Raw genomic sequence first — 16,385 nt, 5'->3', positions numbered from 1 at the left:
GGTGGAAGCGTGGCGACACGTGCAGCTGACGGATACTAATCGATTGAGGACTTATCTAAGTTTTTTCATGTCACGTTACTCTTATTTAGTTTTCAGGGTGCAAATCCCTGTACAAGATAAATGAACAAGTCTGGTGGCGAGAGCGAAGAGGTCACACCTGTTCCCATGCCGAACACAGAAGTTAAGTTCTTCAGCGCCGATGGTAGTTGGGGGCTTCCCCCTGCGAGAGTAGGACGTTGCCAGGCAATAACTTATTTCACAGTACCTTCATGGTAGAATATCGGTTAATCGCCGATTAGTCGTAGATTTGAAATTTAACTTTTAATATCTGCCTGTGAAATTATTTATTTGTCTATTAGTTGGAAAAAATTAACTGGCCCGTTGGTCAAGCGGTTAAGACACCGCCCTTTCACGGCGGTAACACGGGTTCGAATCCCGTACGGGTCACCAAATGGAGGATTAGCTCAGCTGGGAGAGCACCTGCCTTACAAGCAGGGGGTCGCAGGTTCGAGCCCTGCATCCTCCACCATGTAAGTTCATAAATTCATATCGCGGGGTGGAGCAGTCTGGCAGCTCGTTGGGCTCATAACCCAAAGGTCGTAGGTTCAAATCCTACCCCCGCAACCAAAATGGTCCGGTAGTTCAGTTGGTTAGAATGCCTGCCTGTCACGCAGGAGGTCGCGGGTTCGAGTCCCGTCCGGACCGCCATATTCATTGATGATTCAGATTTAATTTGCAGATTTTATAATAAAGTGGAGGTATACCCAAGTCTGGCTGAAGGGATCGGTCTTGAAAACCGACAGGCGGGTCAAACCGCGCGGGGGTTCGAATCCCTCTACCTCCTCCATACATAATTGTTAATTGGCTTGGTAGCTCAGTCGGTAGAGCAGAGGACTGAAAATCCTTGTGTCGGCGGTTCGATTCCGTCCCGAGCCACCTTTTTTAAATTCATAGTGGAGGGATAGCGAAGTTGGCCAAACGCGGCGGACTGTAAATCCGCTCCCATCGGGTTCGTAGGTTCGAGTCCTACTCCCTCCACCATCTTAAATATGCGGGTGTAGTTTAGTGGTAAAACCTCAGCCTTCCAAGCTGATGATGAGGGTTCGATTCCCTTCACCCGCTCCATTACTAAAATGGGCCTGTAGCTCAGCTGGTTAGAGCGCACGCCTGATAAGCGTGAGGTCGGTGGTTCGAGTCCACTCAGGCCCATTACTTATACATATATTCACAGTGCAAATTTCATACATTCGTATGTTAATATAAGAATTATCATTGTCCCCTTAACGCAGAAGGATAGAGTAACAGCCTTCTAAGCTGCTGGTCAAAGGTATAGACTCTCTCTGTGAGGTCTTTTTTTTATGGGGAGGAAAGTATTCGAATGGCTGAAAGACGTCTCTGTAAAGTCGTTAAATGGTGTGGAGGCCTTATTCCAGTCAATATGTGACGTTGGTGAAAAAAATTCCTATCTTTTTTGAAAGGGGACAGGGATGGAAATTCGCTAACGTTTTTTTCATTTTTATATAGAAATCAAATGGCTTTCCCGATAATATAAGAGCAGAAGCAATTGGTGCTAAATTGAAAGAGAAAAGGATGTGGCGTATTGTTGGTGAAATACAACACAATGTAAATGCTTCTAAATAATGCAATATGTGAGCCAGGGGGACTATAATAGAATGGATGGAGAAAATCGAACCTGTATGCATATCGGTACGTTGCCATTTATATAGACTTACCAGATGAAGCACTCAAAATAAACAGAATTTTTTTAGACGGAAAAGACAAAATATTAAAACATAAAAGTAGTATTTCATGTAGAATAGCTAAAATATCACTAAATAAATAGGAAATCGAGGGATGGTATGGATCAAAAAACATTAATTAAAAAATTTAATAAGCAGGCAGAAAAATATGATAAACGGCGTAAGAATGATCCAATGTCTCGTTTTCGCCGACGAATTTTTCAAGAAGCAGAAGGAAACGTTTTGGAAGTTGCTATTGGCTCGGGTCTTAATTTTCCTTTTTATCGTAGAGATATAGAACTGACAGGGGTGGATTTTAGCCCCGAAATGTTGAAAAAAGCAGCGCATGCGGCGAAAGATTATCCTTTTCAAACGACGCTTATCCAAAATGATGTGGAAAGAGTGGATTTTGATGCGAATAGCTTTGATACCATCGTATCTTCTACTAGTTTTTGTGCCTATCAAAGACCAGTGGATGTCCTGAATAAGTTTCAAAAGTGGTGCAAGCCGGAAGGGAAGATACTGATGCTGGAACATGGGATTAGCGATAATAAACTCCTGGCAGGAATGCAAAAAATGGCAGATCCATTGGCAGTAAAGATTGTAGGGTGCCATCAAAACAGAAATATTTCTGCTATTGTAAAAAATGCTGATATGAAGCTTGTCAGGGAGGAGCGTTATTTGGCAGGCTCTTTGTATTTGATATGGGCTAAACCATGTTAATGAATGGTTTTGCAAAAATTAGATTTTTCCCACATCAGTGAATTCAAACGTTTTTCCGAGATTTTGCCTATATATTAAAAACACACATGAAATGGAACCAAATACAGAAATCAGACCTGGGTCGCTTGTGCGTCAAAAAGCTAGATGATTTAATAATATATAATTAGCAGCTTTCATGAGGCTAAAAATAGCACTAAGGGGGAATTTAATCATCCAAACAACAAAAAGCGCATTTGGATGTTTTGTTGTATTATCTTACATCATTTTTATTGTACTTTTTCTGATTATCGGTATCAGCATGATGTTTGGTGCGCCAGAGAGCATAACAAACCTTTTACAAATCATAGCTGCATGGTCATCCACCTTTGCATTTATTATTTTATTTAAAAAGATTTATCCCGGATTAAGGCTGAAGGATTTTGTTAAACAACAATTTGCGCCAAAGGTTAAATTTTCTGTTCTCAGCAGCGTGTTCATCCTCCAAATTATCATCATCGGCATAACCATATTTCTATTATCAACTTCAACAACTTCAACGGAAGGTGCAGCAATATCGTATACCAGTATGGGAATCTTATCTCTCGTATTTTTCGATCAATTCGTCCGGGGGCCTTTAGGTGAAGAGTTGGGGTGGAGGGGGTATGCCTTAAATGAACTTCAAAAGAAACATTCTCCTTTATCAGCAGCATTCATCATAGGTGTTTTATGGGGTTTTTGGCACATGCCATTATGGTTTGCCTCAGGGTATACTGGGATAGACTTAATCAAGTATATCGTCCTGTTTATGATTGGGATTATTTCTTTTTCCATTATTGTGACGTTGTTTTATAATTTAAACAACAATCTGCTCATACCGATTGTTGCCCATCAGATATTTAATTTTTCCCTTGTAATCATTAGAGGAGATTTATTAGATATATTGGTATATGTTATGCTGTTTTATTTTGTTGTGGCGTTACTGTTTGTTGTTATTAATCCAAAGCATATTTTATACAAGAAAAGTATATAAGTATTTGGCATCTTCTAAAATAGATAATATGATATGAAAGGGAGATGGATATAATCCATTTTGAAATAGATATCTTGTGAGGAAACAAAGTATTTGATACGCTAACTTTAAGATGAAGAAAGTAAAAATCAGTTTAAAGGATAATGAATTCAAGGAAGAAAGCGCTTGCTAATTGTTTTAGGCTATACAGTTTTGAATTAAGCTTTAACGAAGAATAATGTTGCTTCCTGTAAAGAAGAAACGACTGTATAAGCGGGCAAAAGGAGGAAGCATAGATGTCGAGTCATCTATCAAATTATCAAAAAGCACTGCAAATCCAGCGGGAAATTTCGGAGACTCTGAATAAGAGCATGGACCTCCATGAAATGCTGCAATTATCATTAGAACGCTTGCTTGAATTAATGGAATTGGAAACCGGATGGATTTTTTTAACGGAGGATGCTACTTTTTACCGTCTTGCTGCTGATTATCAACTTCCGCCTGCGATGGCTGATAACAGAGAAGAACTGATGCATTGTCAGGAAGGATGCACCGATTGTACGTGTTTGCAGCTTTATTGGGAAGGACGTATGAAACAGGCTGTCAACCATGTGAAATGTTTTCGTCTTAAACAAGCTGTTACGGATAAGATGGGTGAAACACGGGGACTTACCCATCATGCGAGTATCCCTCTTACGATTCGCGGGAAGAAAATCGGCTTGCTTAATTTAGCTTCACCTGGGCGTCTTCGTTTTCAAGAGGAGGACCTTATCCTTTTGGAAACCATTGCTTATCAAATAGGTGCAGCAGTAGAACGGACGCGTTTGCACGTGGAGCAAACCAAAGAAGAAGTAAATGCTACTGCACGTTATCTTATCAATGCTTATGCCAATGCCGAAAAAATTAAACATGAAATTGGAAATGTTCTTAACCGAAATGAATTGTTTCAGAGAATCATGCAAGCGTTGCATCATCATTTACCTCATTGGACACATGCCGCTATTATTACAATGGAGCAAGAGCGGCTGGCTGTCCAATTCCGTTCAGATGAACATGGGCCTAAAGAAGTTTTTGATACGGAACAAGAAATAAACCTTTCCCAACCAGATTTCATTCGAAAAGCTTATGCTCAACAGCGTGTTACACAGAACAATAAACAGCCGTTGCATTTTTTCTCTCTAAAAGACTATCAATCTCTTTATTCCATTGCTTTTCCTTTGTTTATGCGTGATAGACCTGGGGAAACATTCGGTGTGTTATTGCTTAGCCGAAACACCACAGCATGTGATCATTTGGAAATCGGAATGCTGGAAGGACTCGCTGATCATCTTTCTATGGGTATTGAGCGTATCCGTCTACATGAAGAATCGGAAGCATTGCTTGTTGATAAGGAAAGAAATCGACTTGCCCGGGATCTACACGACTCCGTCAATCAAAAATTGTTTGCTCTCTCGTTAATATCAGGTGGGCTGCAAAGATTAATTGATAAGAAGGAACGTACCATTTTGGAAGCTGTTCTGGAAGTTCAGCAGCTTTCAAAAGAAGCTTTAATAGACATGCGGAGTTTGATTTGGCAGCTTCGCCCCGATCATCTTGAACAGGGACTGATTACTTCATTCCACGAATATGCACAAAAAATTGGGGTAGATTTATCTATGGAGGCTCCGGATGATTTAGAGATAAATCAATCGTGTAAAGAAGCATTGTGGCGAATTGGACAGGAAGCATTGAATAATATACAAAAACATGCTGGGACATCTAAAGCTGCGATGGTCATGCAATCAGATGCTGGTGGCTTTACGATGAAAGTGAGAGATCAAGGCAGTGGAGGTGCTGTTGAGAAACAGCAATCCCTTGGTATTACAAGTATGAAAGAAAGAGTCGAAGAACTTGAAGGTTCTTTCCATATAAATAGTGAAAAAGGAAAGGGTACGACGATTATTGTTCGTGTTCCAATCCATCGAAAAGGAAGGTGATATTCTTTGAAAGTATTACTTGTCGATGATCATCTTGTCGTTTTAAAAGGTCTGCGCTTTTTTCTGCAAACAAGGCCTGATATCGATATTGTAGGTGAAGCCCAGGATGGAAAAGAAGCATTGCAGCAAGTGAAAAAACTGCAGCCGGATATTGTGTTGATGGATGTGATCATGCCAAATATGGATGGAATCGAAGCGACCAGACAAATAAAAGCAGACTATCCGGAAGTGAAGGTGGTTATACTCACTAGCTCCTCTGATAAGGACCATGTCATACCGGCAATTCGTGCGGGTGCCAGCGGTTATCAGTTAAAAGATGTTGATCCAACCTTTTTGGAAGAAACCCTCATCGCTGTTATGGAGGGAGGAACTTCGCTTCATTCGCAAATAACTAGCCATTTAATGGTGCATGTCGCCAAAGAAGATGAGAATCAATCCAGCTACTATGAATTAACACCCAGAGAACGGATGGTTTTGAAACATATCACATATGGAGAAAGTAACAAGGAGATTGCTGCAGCACTCTATATCACAGAGAAAACGGTGAAAACACATATTACAAGTATTCTAGGTAAAATGGAGGTTCAAGATCGAACACAAGCGGCGATTCATGCTTTAAAACATAAATGGTTTGAAGTATAAGTATACGACGGTCGTCGTAGAAAAGGTCTTATTTATGGTGAGGCCTTTTTTCTATGGAATTTTTAGACAGCTGTAGGATGTGCTTTATTTTAAGGGTTAGTATAGTGAAAGTAGATAAAAACAAGAAATAAAGGAGAGTGAAGAGAATGATGAATCAAAAACAATTGCCTGGGTGGGCAAGGGAGTATTTGCACTATATTCAGGTCTCTGTTAAAGAGCCTTCGCTGGAATATTTAACTGAAATATCCAGCGCTCATTTAAATCAAATTCCTTTTGAAAATATTAGCACGTTACTGCAATTGGAGGAATATCAAAAAAAAGGGAAGCTTGTTCAAGATGAAAATCGGTTTGTTAGACAGCTATTTCAGTATCATATGGGCGGGACGTGTTATGTAATCAACAGTAGTCTTCATCAGCTATTAAAACAGATTGGCTTCCAAAGCCGTTATGCTTTTTTAGGCGGAAGGCATGTTGCTTTGCTCGTTCAGATCCCAGGTGAAGAGGAAGAAGTGTATGTGGATGCTGGTAATGGTGCTCCTTTTTTTGAACCGGTTCATTTGCAAACAGACCCGATGAATGTCTCCCGATTTGGAAATGTTGAGATAAAACTTCGTCCGGGAAATGAACCAGGTACGTATAGGTATTACCGATATGTTGATAGAGAATTATCTGAGAATATGGTCTGGGATTTTGATACAAAGAAAATCTACCAATTTGATGATTTTCAGCAGGCAATCAAAGAATATTTTCAGCCTAATGGAATATTTACGTCTGATTTACGTTGCCAAATTTGGCAATTGGATCAACAGCGGTCTCTATCTTTAGTTAATAATGTGTTAAGTATTCAATATAGTGATGGAGAGGTTGAAAAGCATATATTAGCAGATCGTCAAGCTATTCGTGAGGTTATCAATCAGGAATTTGAACTTCCTAAATTGCCAGTCGAAAATGCCATAGATGTGCTTGAGGAACTTGGAATGGATATTTTTGAAAAGTTAAAGGAAGATTTGTAGAAGTGAACAATAACCTTGAGTATGGAAATGGTTAAGTCATATTAAAAGGAGAGCAGGCAGCTATGAGTAACACAAACGATAATCAAGATGGCAGTAATGCGCATATTGATGAAGCGCAAAGGGCAACATGGCGAGAATGGATGGGGCTTGGAGCATTAACTTTAGCAGTTTTTATGCTTTCAACCGACATGACCGTTCTCTTTCTTGCCACACCATCAATTGCTGCTGATTTGGAACCAAGCGGTACACAAATGCTTTGGATTATTCATATTGGCGAATTGCTGGCTGTGGGATTCGCATTAACGATGGGGCGTTTGGGTGACAATATAGGAAGAAGGCGATTGCTTGTGATTGGTGTAACTGTCTATGGGGCAGCCTCCTTTATTGCTGCAATTTCGACGGAGCCTTGGATGTTGATTGCGACAAGAGCACTTCTTGGTGTAGCGACTGCAACTGTGATGCCGTCCACGATGTCTTTACTACGCAATATGTTTTTCAATCCAAAACAATTTTCAGTAGCAATTGCTATTAACCTTAGCGCATTCTCAGCTGGCATGGCGCTAGGGCCTCCAATGGGCGGTTTACTCTTGGATTACTTTGGATGGGGAGCTGTATTTCTCATTAATGTTCCGATTGCCATTGTATTGTTAGTTATATCGCCCCTACTTCCTGAGTATCGCAACAAGGATTCAAAACGTCTCGATTTTATCAGTGTTTTGTTATCCTCATTCGCATTGATAACTTTGATTTTCGGTTTGCAGGAAATGGCTAACGCTGGTTTTAATATGCTTTACGCTGGATCTGTAGTGATTGGTATTGGAGTTGGAGTACTGTTTATTCGTCGGCAGTTAAAAGCGGAAGATCCACTATTGGATTTGAGCATGTTTCGAATTCGCAAATTTAATTTTTCATTGATTGCTTTGATGATTATATTACTTGTAACGACTGGGGCAGATATGCTTTTTGCACAACATTTGCAAGCAGTTGTAGGACTGACTCCAACAGAGGCAGGTCTTCTGTTGATTATCCCTGCACTCTTGTCGATGGCGGGAACGTTAATATCTCCTGTGCTTACAAGATGGATACGTCCGGCATATGCTATGGTAGCAGGTTTGTTAACTGCTTCAGCTGGTGCATTATTTATTATGTTAACTGTGCATGATGCAGGAGCACTTCTGTTAATTATTGGTGCTTCCCTTCTCGCATTCGGAGTAGGTCCTGCTATGACGATTACCGGTGAGCAGCTTATCTCCAGTGTTCCACAAGAGCGCGCTGGCTCAGCTTCTGCGATGTCCGATGTAAGCAGCGGATTTGGCTCGGTAGTGAGTATTGCATTCATTGGGAGTCTTGGAATGTTAGTTTACCGTTGGGTGCTGATGAATTCTATTCCTGCTGGAGTGCCTGCAGAAATAGCTGATTCAGCCATGGAAAACGTTGGTTCAGCTGTTGCCGTATCAGAAAGATTCCCGGAAATGCTTCAAGCTATACAGTCATCATTTACCATTGCGCTTCAAACGGTCTATGGAATAACTGCGATTGGTTTGATTGTCTTAATGGTTACTATTGTATGGAAGTTTAGGTTTATAGGGAAAGAGAAGTAAGCTGTTATTTATAGTTATTCTGTTTTCCAGAAAAGATAAATAGGAATGATAACCCTTTTAGACAGGATAGTCTAAGGGGTTTTTCATTGTAAAAAAGATTTATACAATAGAGACATCTGTTATTAAAATAATTTGTTCAAGCTATATAGATGTTAAGCAAGATTTTTAACATGTTACCCTGCATGTTATCTCTTATCTCCCCAATTACGGTTTCTATTTCCATAGTATAAAGGAAAAGGAGTGATAAATAATGAATTTACCAACAGCAATTGTTGTGTCCACAGCTATTATTTGTTTAACATTTTTCGTGATAGCTATCTCTTTGAAAGTTGTGAGGAGTGAATGAAAATCCGCATTGTAAAAATTGCCACATAAACTTATTATTTTTTAAACAACTATTTCAGCATTTCATACCTCGAGCCACGCATGTTATTCCATTCTTCAAGGCAACCCTTTATTCCTTCGCCATAATATAAATGAAAGGAGATAGTGAGTATGCTGACGATTCAAGATGTAACGAAGCGCTATGAGAAAACAGAGGCATTAAAAAATATGTCGATGACTATCCCTGAGGGCACCTGCTATGGGCTGGTAGGTCCCAATGGTGCGGGAAAATCCACTTTAATTAAGATGATTACTTCTATTATCCGCGATTACGAAGGAAAAATTGAATTTAATGAACAACGAATCTCCGATAAAACAAAACAGAAATTAGGCTATGTTCCACAGGATATTGTATTGGAAGAGAATATCACAGCATCCGGCAACTTATATTTATTTGGAAGAATATATGGATTAAAAGGAAACAAACTGGCTCAACGGACAAAGGAAGTGCTGGCACTAATCGGTCTTAGCGAAAGGAGCAAAGATAAAGTAGCCACTTTTTCAGGGGGAATGAAGCGCAGGCTGAATATTGGCTGTGCACTGATGCATAATCCGGATCTTATCATCATGGATGAGCCGACAGTCGGTATCGATCCTCAATCACGGCAATATATTTTTCAAATGATTGAAGAACTGAAAACAGCAGGGAAGACGGTTATCTATGCAAGTCATTACATGGAGGAAGTGGAAAGACTCTGTGACGATGTGGCATTTCTCGATAGAGGAGAATTGATAGAGAATGGACTGGTAAGTGAATTACTTCAACAATATGCGATTCCATCCATTTATATCAAAGCAGATCATATTTCGGCTGAGCAGCTGGAATCGTATGGTGACGTTTCGCAGGAGAAGGATGCATTTTTAATCTATACAGAAGAAGCGCTGTCAGCGATGGAAAATCTGATTTCCTATTGCAGAGAGAAGAAAATAGACGTAGAGCGGCTGGAGCTTGTTCGACCGCGGTTGGAAGATGTATTTTTCCGGTTGACTGGAAGTAACTTGAGAGATTAAAAATAAAGCTGGAGGTGTTCATGATGAATGCTGTTATGATAGTAGAATTAAAAAAGCATGTACAGGATAAAGGGCTTGTGTTTTGGATATTCTTACTGCCTATTCTATTTACGGTATTATTTATTGCTATCTTTACTTCAGGGGTGGATGATGCAATGAGGCAGGAAGTTATTCAGTCCATTGTTCCAGGATATGTGGTGATGTTTGTATTTTTTATTATGATTTCAATGGTTCAGGTATTTATTAAAGACAGAGACAAAGGGGTAACAGCAAGACTGGCAAGTACCCCTCTCAAAAGTTATTCCTATTTACTAGGTAAATGGCTTCCGTTCATGTTTATTGTATTATTTCAGATTATTGTGTTATTTTTATTTGGAAAGGTCGTTTATGATATTTCGTTAGGTGAGCCGATTATTTTATTGATTTTGTCCTTGTTTATCACATTTACAGTGACAGCAATCGGGCTCGCTATGTCACTGATAGTAAACACCGAAAATATGGGAATTGCAATTACACAAATTATTGCTCTCGGTGGAGCGATGCTGAGCGGATTATGGATGCCCCTTGAAATGCTTCCGGACTTTATGCAGACAATTGCCCGTTTTCTGCCTCAATACTGGGCACACCAGTCTTTTCAGGATGCGATGGCAGGAACCACGCAAGCTTCGGAATTATTCCAGACGTTAGGTGTCTTATTAGCGATTGGATTAGCTGCATTTAGTATTGCCATTATCCGGTACCCATATTTTTTGAAACGAGCTGTGAATTAGCCGTAGATGTGAAACGAATGTGGAGGGGTCGGAATGAAAATAAACATTGATATCGATGATAACCATGAAGAAACGCAAATCACTATCCAGGCTAAGGAATGGACGCAGGAGCTGGAGGATATCGTGAATGTGATTAAAAGGAAAAAACAGCAGCGTTTATTTGGGGTTGATGAGGAACAGACGGTCCTGCTGGAGCCAAAGGAGATTGATTTTATTCATGCGGAAAAACGAAAAATCTATGCGGTGTCCAAGGATTGGCGTTTTGAAGTACGAATGAAGCTGTATGAAGTGGAGGAGTTCTTAGTTCCATATGGTTTTATGCGCTTTTCCAAGTCGGTTATCGGGAATATCCATCGTATTGAAAAATTTGAAGCATCCTTTAATGGAAATTTATGTGTTTATTTTCAATCTGGCAACAAGGAATATATTACGCGAAAATATGTCAGTGCCATTAAAAACAAACTAATGCAGGGAGGACAGTAATATGATACTTGAAATGTTGAAGCGTTCGACACTGGGCATCGCTTTCGGAGCGATATTAACGTTTATTGTCCTCACCATTATGAAACTCAATGCTGTGGAGTCAACAGTTTCGGAAATATGGATGCATATGGGAGCAAGCATGTTAATGGGCGTCTATTTCGGCATATCTTCGCTTATCTTTGGAGAAAGCGGGAACCATCTGATTAAAAAATCGATTATCCATTTTGTCCTTACGTATAGTTTTTGGCTGATTATTGCTGGTTTAGTCGGTTGGATTCCTCTCAACGGCTGGGTTATTTTATGGGGCAGTTTGATTTTTATCCTTCTGTATGTCGTCAACTGGTTCTGCTGGTATCTATACTTTAAAAGACAGGAAGCAGCGTTAAATAAATATTTGCATAAAAATAAATAGATGTGAAGGCTGGAACGCTTTTTCTGAATCTGGGGATTGTTCAGGAAAGATATGTTTCAGTCTTTTTTTGATGATAATGTATCAAGAAATGATAAAATAAATATAGGAAATACTATCGAAACGAATATATTTATTTTTAAGAAGCTTATCCATGTTAGATGAGTAATCGTTCTGATTATGCTATGCTAACTGTAAAATACGCGTTAAAGAGAATGATTTTACGTCTATTCCAAATAAAAAGGAGACATATTCGTATGCGGATTATCTGACCTGGGATGAAGAGGAAAACATTCAATTAATTGATGGAGCTATTTTTAATATCTCGCCTGGCTCTTCACGTAAACACCAGCAAGTATTGCGGGAGCTGTCTGCTGCTTTTTCTGTTTTCTTGAAGGGAAAGAATACTGGATTGTTGATCCGGTGAATGAATCTGTAGAAATCCATTTGCTAACTGACGAGCAATATCCATTTAAAGGAATCTTTACAAAAAGCGATATGATTTCTGTTGAGACACTGCCTAATTTAGAATTAGATTTAAAGCAAATATTTATATAGAGGGAGGAGTCAATAATGTTCCGATGTGCATGGTGTATGAAGAAAATAGGAGAAAACCAGCCATTAACCGCGCTAAATGTGAAGTTTGCTGAAGGAGTAGATTTCAAGGATAAAGAAGGAGAAATCATTCAGGTCTATCTATCCTCACGGGGGACAAGTGTACCAATGGTTGTTCCCACTGCTGACTCAGAAGCAAAAAAGCATGGACAAGACGGCCTGTTTACGGTTTGCGATGATAAATGTGGCCAGAAGATGAAAAACGCACTTTCCAAAGAAATCGATACGTTTCAGAATATAGATATATAGTTGTAAGTGATACTTCATAACGATGGTTCGATTTTTGCTCACAAGAAAAAATCATAGGATGAAATGATATAGGGAGTTTGATAACGTTGATCTCTTTCACAGAACAAAGAGAATAGAGGTTTGACCACTTTGAACAGCTTCCATTAGACGGACAATATGAAATTTTTCTGGAATTGCTGGACCAAGATATCGACGATGAGGAGTTAATGGAAGAGGGTATTGGCATTGTTGTGGTGGAACTAAAACGTGAACTTATCCGCGACAATCAATATGATAAAGCAATACATTTAATGGCGGTTATGTATATAATAAAATCGCTTAGCGGTATTTTGATGAAAAGAAATAAGGGCATCAAATTATCTGCATTAAGATGCTGGTTCCTGCCCACGTTGAATGGCTTGGAGTACAATTGAGCGACACCTTGCCATAACAGTAAATGCTGGAAGGGAAATTAAATTTCGTTTTAAAGAGTAAAAACACCTATAAATAACATATACTAAGTATGTGTTGTTTATAGGTGTTTTTACTGTGAACTCAAATATATAAAGAAAAATAATTGAATTAACTTTATTAAATTATATACTTAGTATATAATGTTTTTGAGGACAGGAGGAATTAAAACATGATTAAGGTCAGGAACCTAAAAAAGGAATTTATACAAGGGCAAGAAAGAACGGAAGTGTTGAAAAATGTGGATTTGAACGTTGAAGAAGGAGAATTTGTGGCTATAATGGGACCTAGCGGTTCTGGGAAAAGTACATTACTCCAACTCCTAGGTGGTCTCGATATACCAACTGAAGGAGATATATTAATAAATCAAAATCATTTAAGTAACATGACGGAAAAAGAAAGAACCATATTCCGTAGAAAGTATATAGGTTTTATTTTTCAAAATTACCAACTGCTACCTACATTAAATGTAAAGGAAAATATAGCTTTCCCTCTACATGCAGATGGCAGCTTAACGAAAGAGAAGAACCAAATGATTTTAGAATTACTTGATGCTGTAGGACTGAAAGGGCTTGGCCGGAAACATGTTAATTTACTTAGTGGTGGTCAACAACAACGAGTAGCTATAGCTAGAGCGCTAGTCAACAATCCTTCCGTTTTATTAGCTGACGAGCCAACAGGAAATTTAGATAGAAATAAAGCAGAGGAAATTCTCGGATTAATATCAAGATTCAACCGAGAAAGCAATCAAACAGTCATCATGGTTACACATGATATTTTCGCAGCTGGGTTTGCAGATCGAATTATTCTTTTTAAAGATGGAGTTATTGATCAAGTCATCTCTAGAAAGGAAGATGATTATGCTAAATATGTGGCGAATTTCATGGCGTAACATAACACAAAATAAAAAACGATTTTTCATTTCAATGCTGGGGATTATTTTAGGGATATCGTTTGTCACATCCATGCTGATTGCCGACAAAACAACAAATGATGTTTTCGATTATTACGAACAAATGTATGTGGCAAATGCGGATTACTGGGTTCTAAGTGATGAACATACTTATTCTGAAGATGCGGTTTCCTCCATTTTGGCGAATCCAGATGTAACGGAAACAATGTTTGCGCTTGACAAGCAAGCTTTCTTTGAACTTGAGGGAGATCAAACCTTAAATCAACGGTCCGTACGAATTACAGGTGTAAATAACCAAAATAGTTCTTTACTAAAACTTCCTGTTATCGACGGGGATTTAGATAATGAAGGGTTGGTGATACCAGACGTTGTTGCAAATCTGTTAAATAAAAAAGTAGGAGATACAATTAGGTTTACCGATTTGGGAGAAGCTAAGGTTTCCGCTATTGTTGAATATACGCAACTGCTTGCAAGTCCGAGTGATTGGGAAGGTGCTGAGTCAAATAACTTCCGAATCATGGCTCCACTTGATTTGTTAAGAGATTGGACTGGTATGGATAACGAGCTTTCCTATGTAAGATTTCAAATAAATGGAGAAGGGGAGGAACTTTTCCAATCTCTCCAGAACGAATTTGGTAATTCAAATGTATACATACAGCCAGTTGTCGCAGATGATCTGCAAAGTAATGATATTGGAGGACTTTATACATTTTTTTACTTAATTGCTGGGCTATCGATTTTTATCAGCGGATTCATCGTTTTTAATATGATTTATACAAGCGTTATGGAGCGGAAAAAGGAATTTGCGATAATGAAGAGTCTTGGTTATCTTCAAAGTTCTGTTTCTAGACTTATTCTTATTGAAGTAATACTTTTAGCATTAATTGGTACAGCTATTGGAGTTCCTATAGGAATTTGGCTTGGGGATATATTTATGCAAACGTTGCTGGGCGTGTTTGAGTTTGATATGGTTTACACATTAAATTGGAAAATGCCTACATTCATATCTGTAGTAATTGGGATTCTGTTTCCTGTTGTCTTTTCTTTATTTCCTATTTACAATGCTGGGAAAACTTCGGTCTTAATGACATTAAAAATGGGAAATCAAACGTATTCATCGACAAGGCAATTTGTGCTGAGAGTTGTTGTGGGGGGCGGCTTACTTTCTTTTATATTTATTGATCACTCTGCCTCTTATTTAGCTATATTAATAAGTGTTATTCTGTTGTTTCCATTACTTTTACTGGTGCTGAAGCGAATACTTAAACCGGTTTTGAAGGTGTTCTTCGGTTATCCTGGCAATCTTGCAGCCCAAAACCTTACACAACAATTAAATCGAAATGCCAATACTGCTGCCATTCTTGCTGTTGGGATAGCGGTGATATTATTACTAAGCGCTGTTATAGAATCTGCTCCTGAAGGTTATGAAAATGAAATCAGGGATACGTATGGAGGTGACCTCAGAGTTACATCAGAAGCGCCTTGGACTAATCAGGACAGAACAAAACTGCTATCTTATGATTCTGTTGCCAAGGCTGAACCGTTAACAGAAGCTGCACCAATTACATGGGAAACAATCGATGGAGAGAAGAAACAGTTTTCCGTTTTTGCTGTAGATAAAGAAGGACCTGCCTTGTTTGAGAGTTCTAAAAAAGAGAATTTATATAATGACCTAACTAAGGAACCTTCTATTCTCCTTGGTGAAAGAGCTTTTGATGAATGGGGCGGAAATGTGGGAGAATATATTTCCATTAATACACCATCAGGCAAACAACAACTTGAAGTTATTGACGTGGTGAAAACATCGAATTACTCAGGTTATGTCGCATTTATGAATGAGAATCATTTAAACAATGAATTTGGTTGGGCGAATAGTTTTGACATGCTTTTAACTTTACTTGACGGATATAATGGTGAGCAATTACGTGATCAATTATGGCTGGATTTCAGCAATCATCTCTCAAAAGTGGAAACTGTAGAAGATGAAATTAAATCAACTACTTCAGCATTATCTGGTATGAACGAGTTAATCCTAATCATGTTAGTTTTAATCATCGGGCTAGCAAGTATTGGTACAGCTAACACGTTATTAATGAACACTTTGGAGCGCGCACCGGAGATAGGAACGATGCGAGCGCTTGGATTTACAAAACAGCAGGTTAAAAAGATGATAGTTGGAGAAGGATTTCTTATTGGATTATCAGGGGTCATTGGAGGTATACTTTCAGGTGTGGTTTTACTTTATGTCACTAGTCAATCCGAACTTTTGGGAGGATTTATATCTTTTCAACTACCTTTGAGAAATATTATACTGGCACTGATTGCTGGAATTTCACTAAGCCTTTTTGCTGCTTGGATTTCTAGTGCTACAGCAAGTAAAATCAATATTATATCATCACTCAAAAAAGGTTGAGCAATT

General features: G+C 38.8%; 16 protein-coding genes, 9 tRNA genes and 1 rRNA gene. 25 read left to right on the top strand and 1 reads right to left on the bottom strand.

Features of this window, described 5'->3' with window-relative positions; genetic code table 11:
- Positions 1-129: 129 nt before the first annotated feature.
- The 20 genes from rrf (at position 130) to ACFO3P_RS06555 (ending at position 11,742) form a co-directional block, all read left to right on the top strand.
- A 5S ribosomal RNA gene (gene rrf / locus ACFO3P_RS06650) occupies positions 130-245 on the top strand.
- Positions 246-375: 130 nt separating this feature from the next.
- A tRNA-Glu gene (locus tag ACFO3P_RS06645) sits at positions 376-450 on the top strand.
- Positions 451-453: 3 nt separating this feature from the next.
- Positions 454-529, top strand: a tRNA-Val gene (locus tag ACFO3P_RS06640).
- 21 nt (positions 530-550) lie between these two features.
- Positions 551-627: transfer RNA gene (locus ACFO3P_RS06635), tRNA-Met, on the top strand.
- A gap of 4 nt (positions 628-631) precedes the next feature.
- A tRNA-Asp gene (locus tag ACFO3P_RS06630) sits at positions 632-708 on the top strand.
- 46 nt (positions 709-754) lie between these two features.
- Positions 755-847: transfer RNA gene (locus ACFO3P_RS06625), tRNA-Ser, on the top strand.
- A gap of 16 nt (positions 848-863) precedes the next feature.
- Positions 864-936: transfer RNA gene (locus ACFO3P_RS06620), tRNA-Phe, on the top strand.
- Positions 937-955: 19 nt separating this feature from the next.
- Positions 956-1,041, top strand: a tRNA-Tyr gene (locus ACFO3P_RS06615).
- Between the two features lie 10 nt (positions 1,042-1,051).
- Positions 1,052-1,125: transfer RNA gene (locus ACFO3P_RS06610), tRNA-Gly, on the top strand.
- Between the two features lie 10 nt (positions 1,126-1,135).
- Positions 1,136-1,209: transfer RNA gene (locus tag ACFO3P_RS06605), tRNA-Ile, on the top strand.
- A gap of 650 nt (positions 1,210-1,859) precedes the next feature.
- A complete protein-coding gene (locus ACFO3P_RS06600) occupies positions 1,860-2,462 on the top strand; it encodes a class I SAM-dependent methyltransferase (RefSeq protein WP_042531100.1) in 603 nt (200 codons plus the stop codon).
- Between the two features lie 175 nt (positions 2,463-2,637).
- Positions 2,638-3,471, top strand: coding sequence for a CPBP family intramembrane glutamic endopeptidase (locus tag ACFO3P_RS06595; RefSeq protein WP_289585447.1), 834 nt, complete (start codon positions 2,638-2,640; stop codon positions 3,469-3,471).
- 275 nt (positions 3,472-3,746) lie between these two features.
- Positions 3,747-5,426 (top strand): GAF domain-containing protein, encoded by a 1,680-nt coding sequence (locus ACFO3P_RS06590; RefSeq protein WP_379542308.1) that lies wholly within the window; start codon positions 3,747-3,749, stop codon positions 5,424-5,426.
- Between the two features lie 6 nt (positions 5,427-5,432).
- Positions 5,433-6,068, top strand: a complete 636-nt coding sequence (locus tag ACFO3P_RS06585) for a response regulator (RefSeq protein ID WP_193062412.1) — start codon at positions 5,433-5,435, stop codon at positions 6,066-6,068.
- Between the two features lie 146 nt (positions 6,069-6,214).
- Positions 6,215-7,081: an arylamine N-acetyltransferase gene (locus ACFO3P_RS06580; protein ID WP_193062414.1), complete on the top strand. Its 867-nt coding sequence runs from the start codon at positions 6,215-6,217 to the stop codon at positions 7,079-7,081.
- 62 nt (positions 7,082-7,143) lie between these two features.
- A complete protein-coding gene (locus ACFO3P_RS06575; protein ID WP_289585449.1) occupies positions 7,144-8,682 on the top strand; it encodes an MFS transporter in 1,539 nt (512 codons plus the stop codon).
- A 495-nt stretch (positions 8,683-9,177) separates the two neighbouring features.
- On the top strand, positions 9,178-10,077 hold the full coding sequence (locus ACFO3P_RS06570) for an ABC transporter ATP-binding protein (protein ID WP_289585450.1): 900 nt from the start codon (positions 9,178-9,180) through the stop codon (positions 10,075-10,077).
- 20 nt (positions 10,078-10,097) lie between these two features.
- Positions 10,098-10,847, top strand: coding sequence for an ABC transporter permease (locus tag ACFO3P_RS06565; RefSeq protein ID WP_244882346.1), 750 nt, complete (start codon positions 10,098-10,100; stop codon positions 10,845-10,847).
- A gap of 33 nt (positions 10,848-10,880) precedes the next feature.
- Positions 10,881-11,330, top strand: a complete 450-nt coding sequence (locus ACFO3P_RS06560) for a LytTR family DNA-binding domain-containing protein (protein ID WP_042531111.1) — start codon at positions 10,881-10,883, stop codon at positions 11,328-11,330.
- Position 11,331: 1 nt separating this feature from the next.
- Positions 11,332-11,742, top strand: a complete 411-nt coding sequence (locus ACFO3P_RS06555; RefSeq protein ID WP_042531113.1) for a DUF3021 domain-containing protein — start codon at positions 11,332-11,334, stop codon at positions 11,740-11,742.
- A gap of 334 nt (positions 11,743-12,076) precedes the next feature.
- Here ACFO3P_RS06555 and ACFO3P_RS06550 read toward each other — a convergent pair whose 3' ends face one another.
- Positions 12,077-12,211, bottom strand: a complete 135-nt coding sequence (locus ACFO3P_RS06550; protein WP_281422735.1) for a hypothetical protein — start codon at positions 12,209-12,211, stop codon at positions 12,077-12,079.
- Here ACFO3P_RS06550 and ACFO3P_RS06545 point away from each other — a divergent pair.
- The 5 genes from ACFO3P_RS06545 to ACFO3P_RS06525 all read left to right on the top strand — a co-directional run bounded on the left by ACFO3P_RS06545 (position 12,163) and on the right by ACFO3P_RS06525 (position 16,379).
- Positions 12,163-12,297: a hypothetical protein gene (locus ACFO3P_RS06545; protein WP_244882347.1), complete on the top strand. Its 135-nt coding sequence runs from the start codon at positions 12,163-12,165 to the stop codon at positions 12,295-12,297. The genes ACFO3P_RS06550 and ACFO3P_RS06545 overlap by 49 nt on opposite strands.
- 15 nt (positions 12,298-12,312) lie before the next feature.
- Positions 12,313-12,603: a hypothetical protein gene (locus ACFO3P_RS06540; protein WP_042531115.1), complete on the top strand. Its 291-nt coding sequence runs from the start codon at positions 12,313-12,315 to the stop codon at positions 12,601-12,603.
- Between the two features lie 206 nt (positions 12,604-12,809).
- On the top strand, positions 12,810-13,016 hold the full coding sequence (locus tag ACFO3P_RS06535) for a hypothetical protein (protein WP_193062422.1): 207 nt from the start codon (positions 12,810-12,812) through the stop codon (positions 13,014-13,016).
- A gap of 209 nt (positions 13,017-13,225) precedes the next feature.
- The gene (locus tag ACFO3P_RS06530; RefSeq protein WP_042531119.1) at positions 13,226-13,945 is read left to right on the top strand and encodes an ABC transporter ATP-binding protein; all 720 of its coding nucleotides are present in this window, start codon (positions 13,226-13,228) and stop codon (positions 13,943-13,945) included.
- The gene (locus ACFO3P_RS06525; RefSeq protein WP_042531121.1) at positions 13,914-16,379 is read left to right on the top strand and encodes an ABC transporter permease; all 2,466 of its coding nucleotides are present in this window, start codon (positions 13,914-13,916) and stop codon (positions 16,377-16,379) included. The genes ACFO3P_RS06530 and ACFO3P_RS06525 overlap by 32 nt, the downstream gene beginning before the upstream one ends.
- Positions 16,380-16,385: the final 6 nt, after the last annotated feature.

Source organism: Oceanobacillus aidingensis (assembly GCF_042654105.1).
Taxonomy (GTDB): domain Bacteria; phylum Bacillota; class Bacilli; order Bacillales; family Amphibacillaceae; genus Oceanobacillus; species Oceanobacillus oncorhynchi.
The sequence above is the reverse complement of the archived record's forward strand: the minus strand, read 5'-3'. Positions and strand labels throughout refer to the sequence as shown.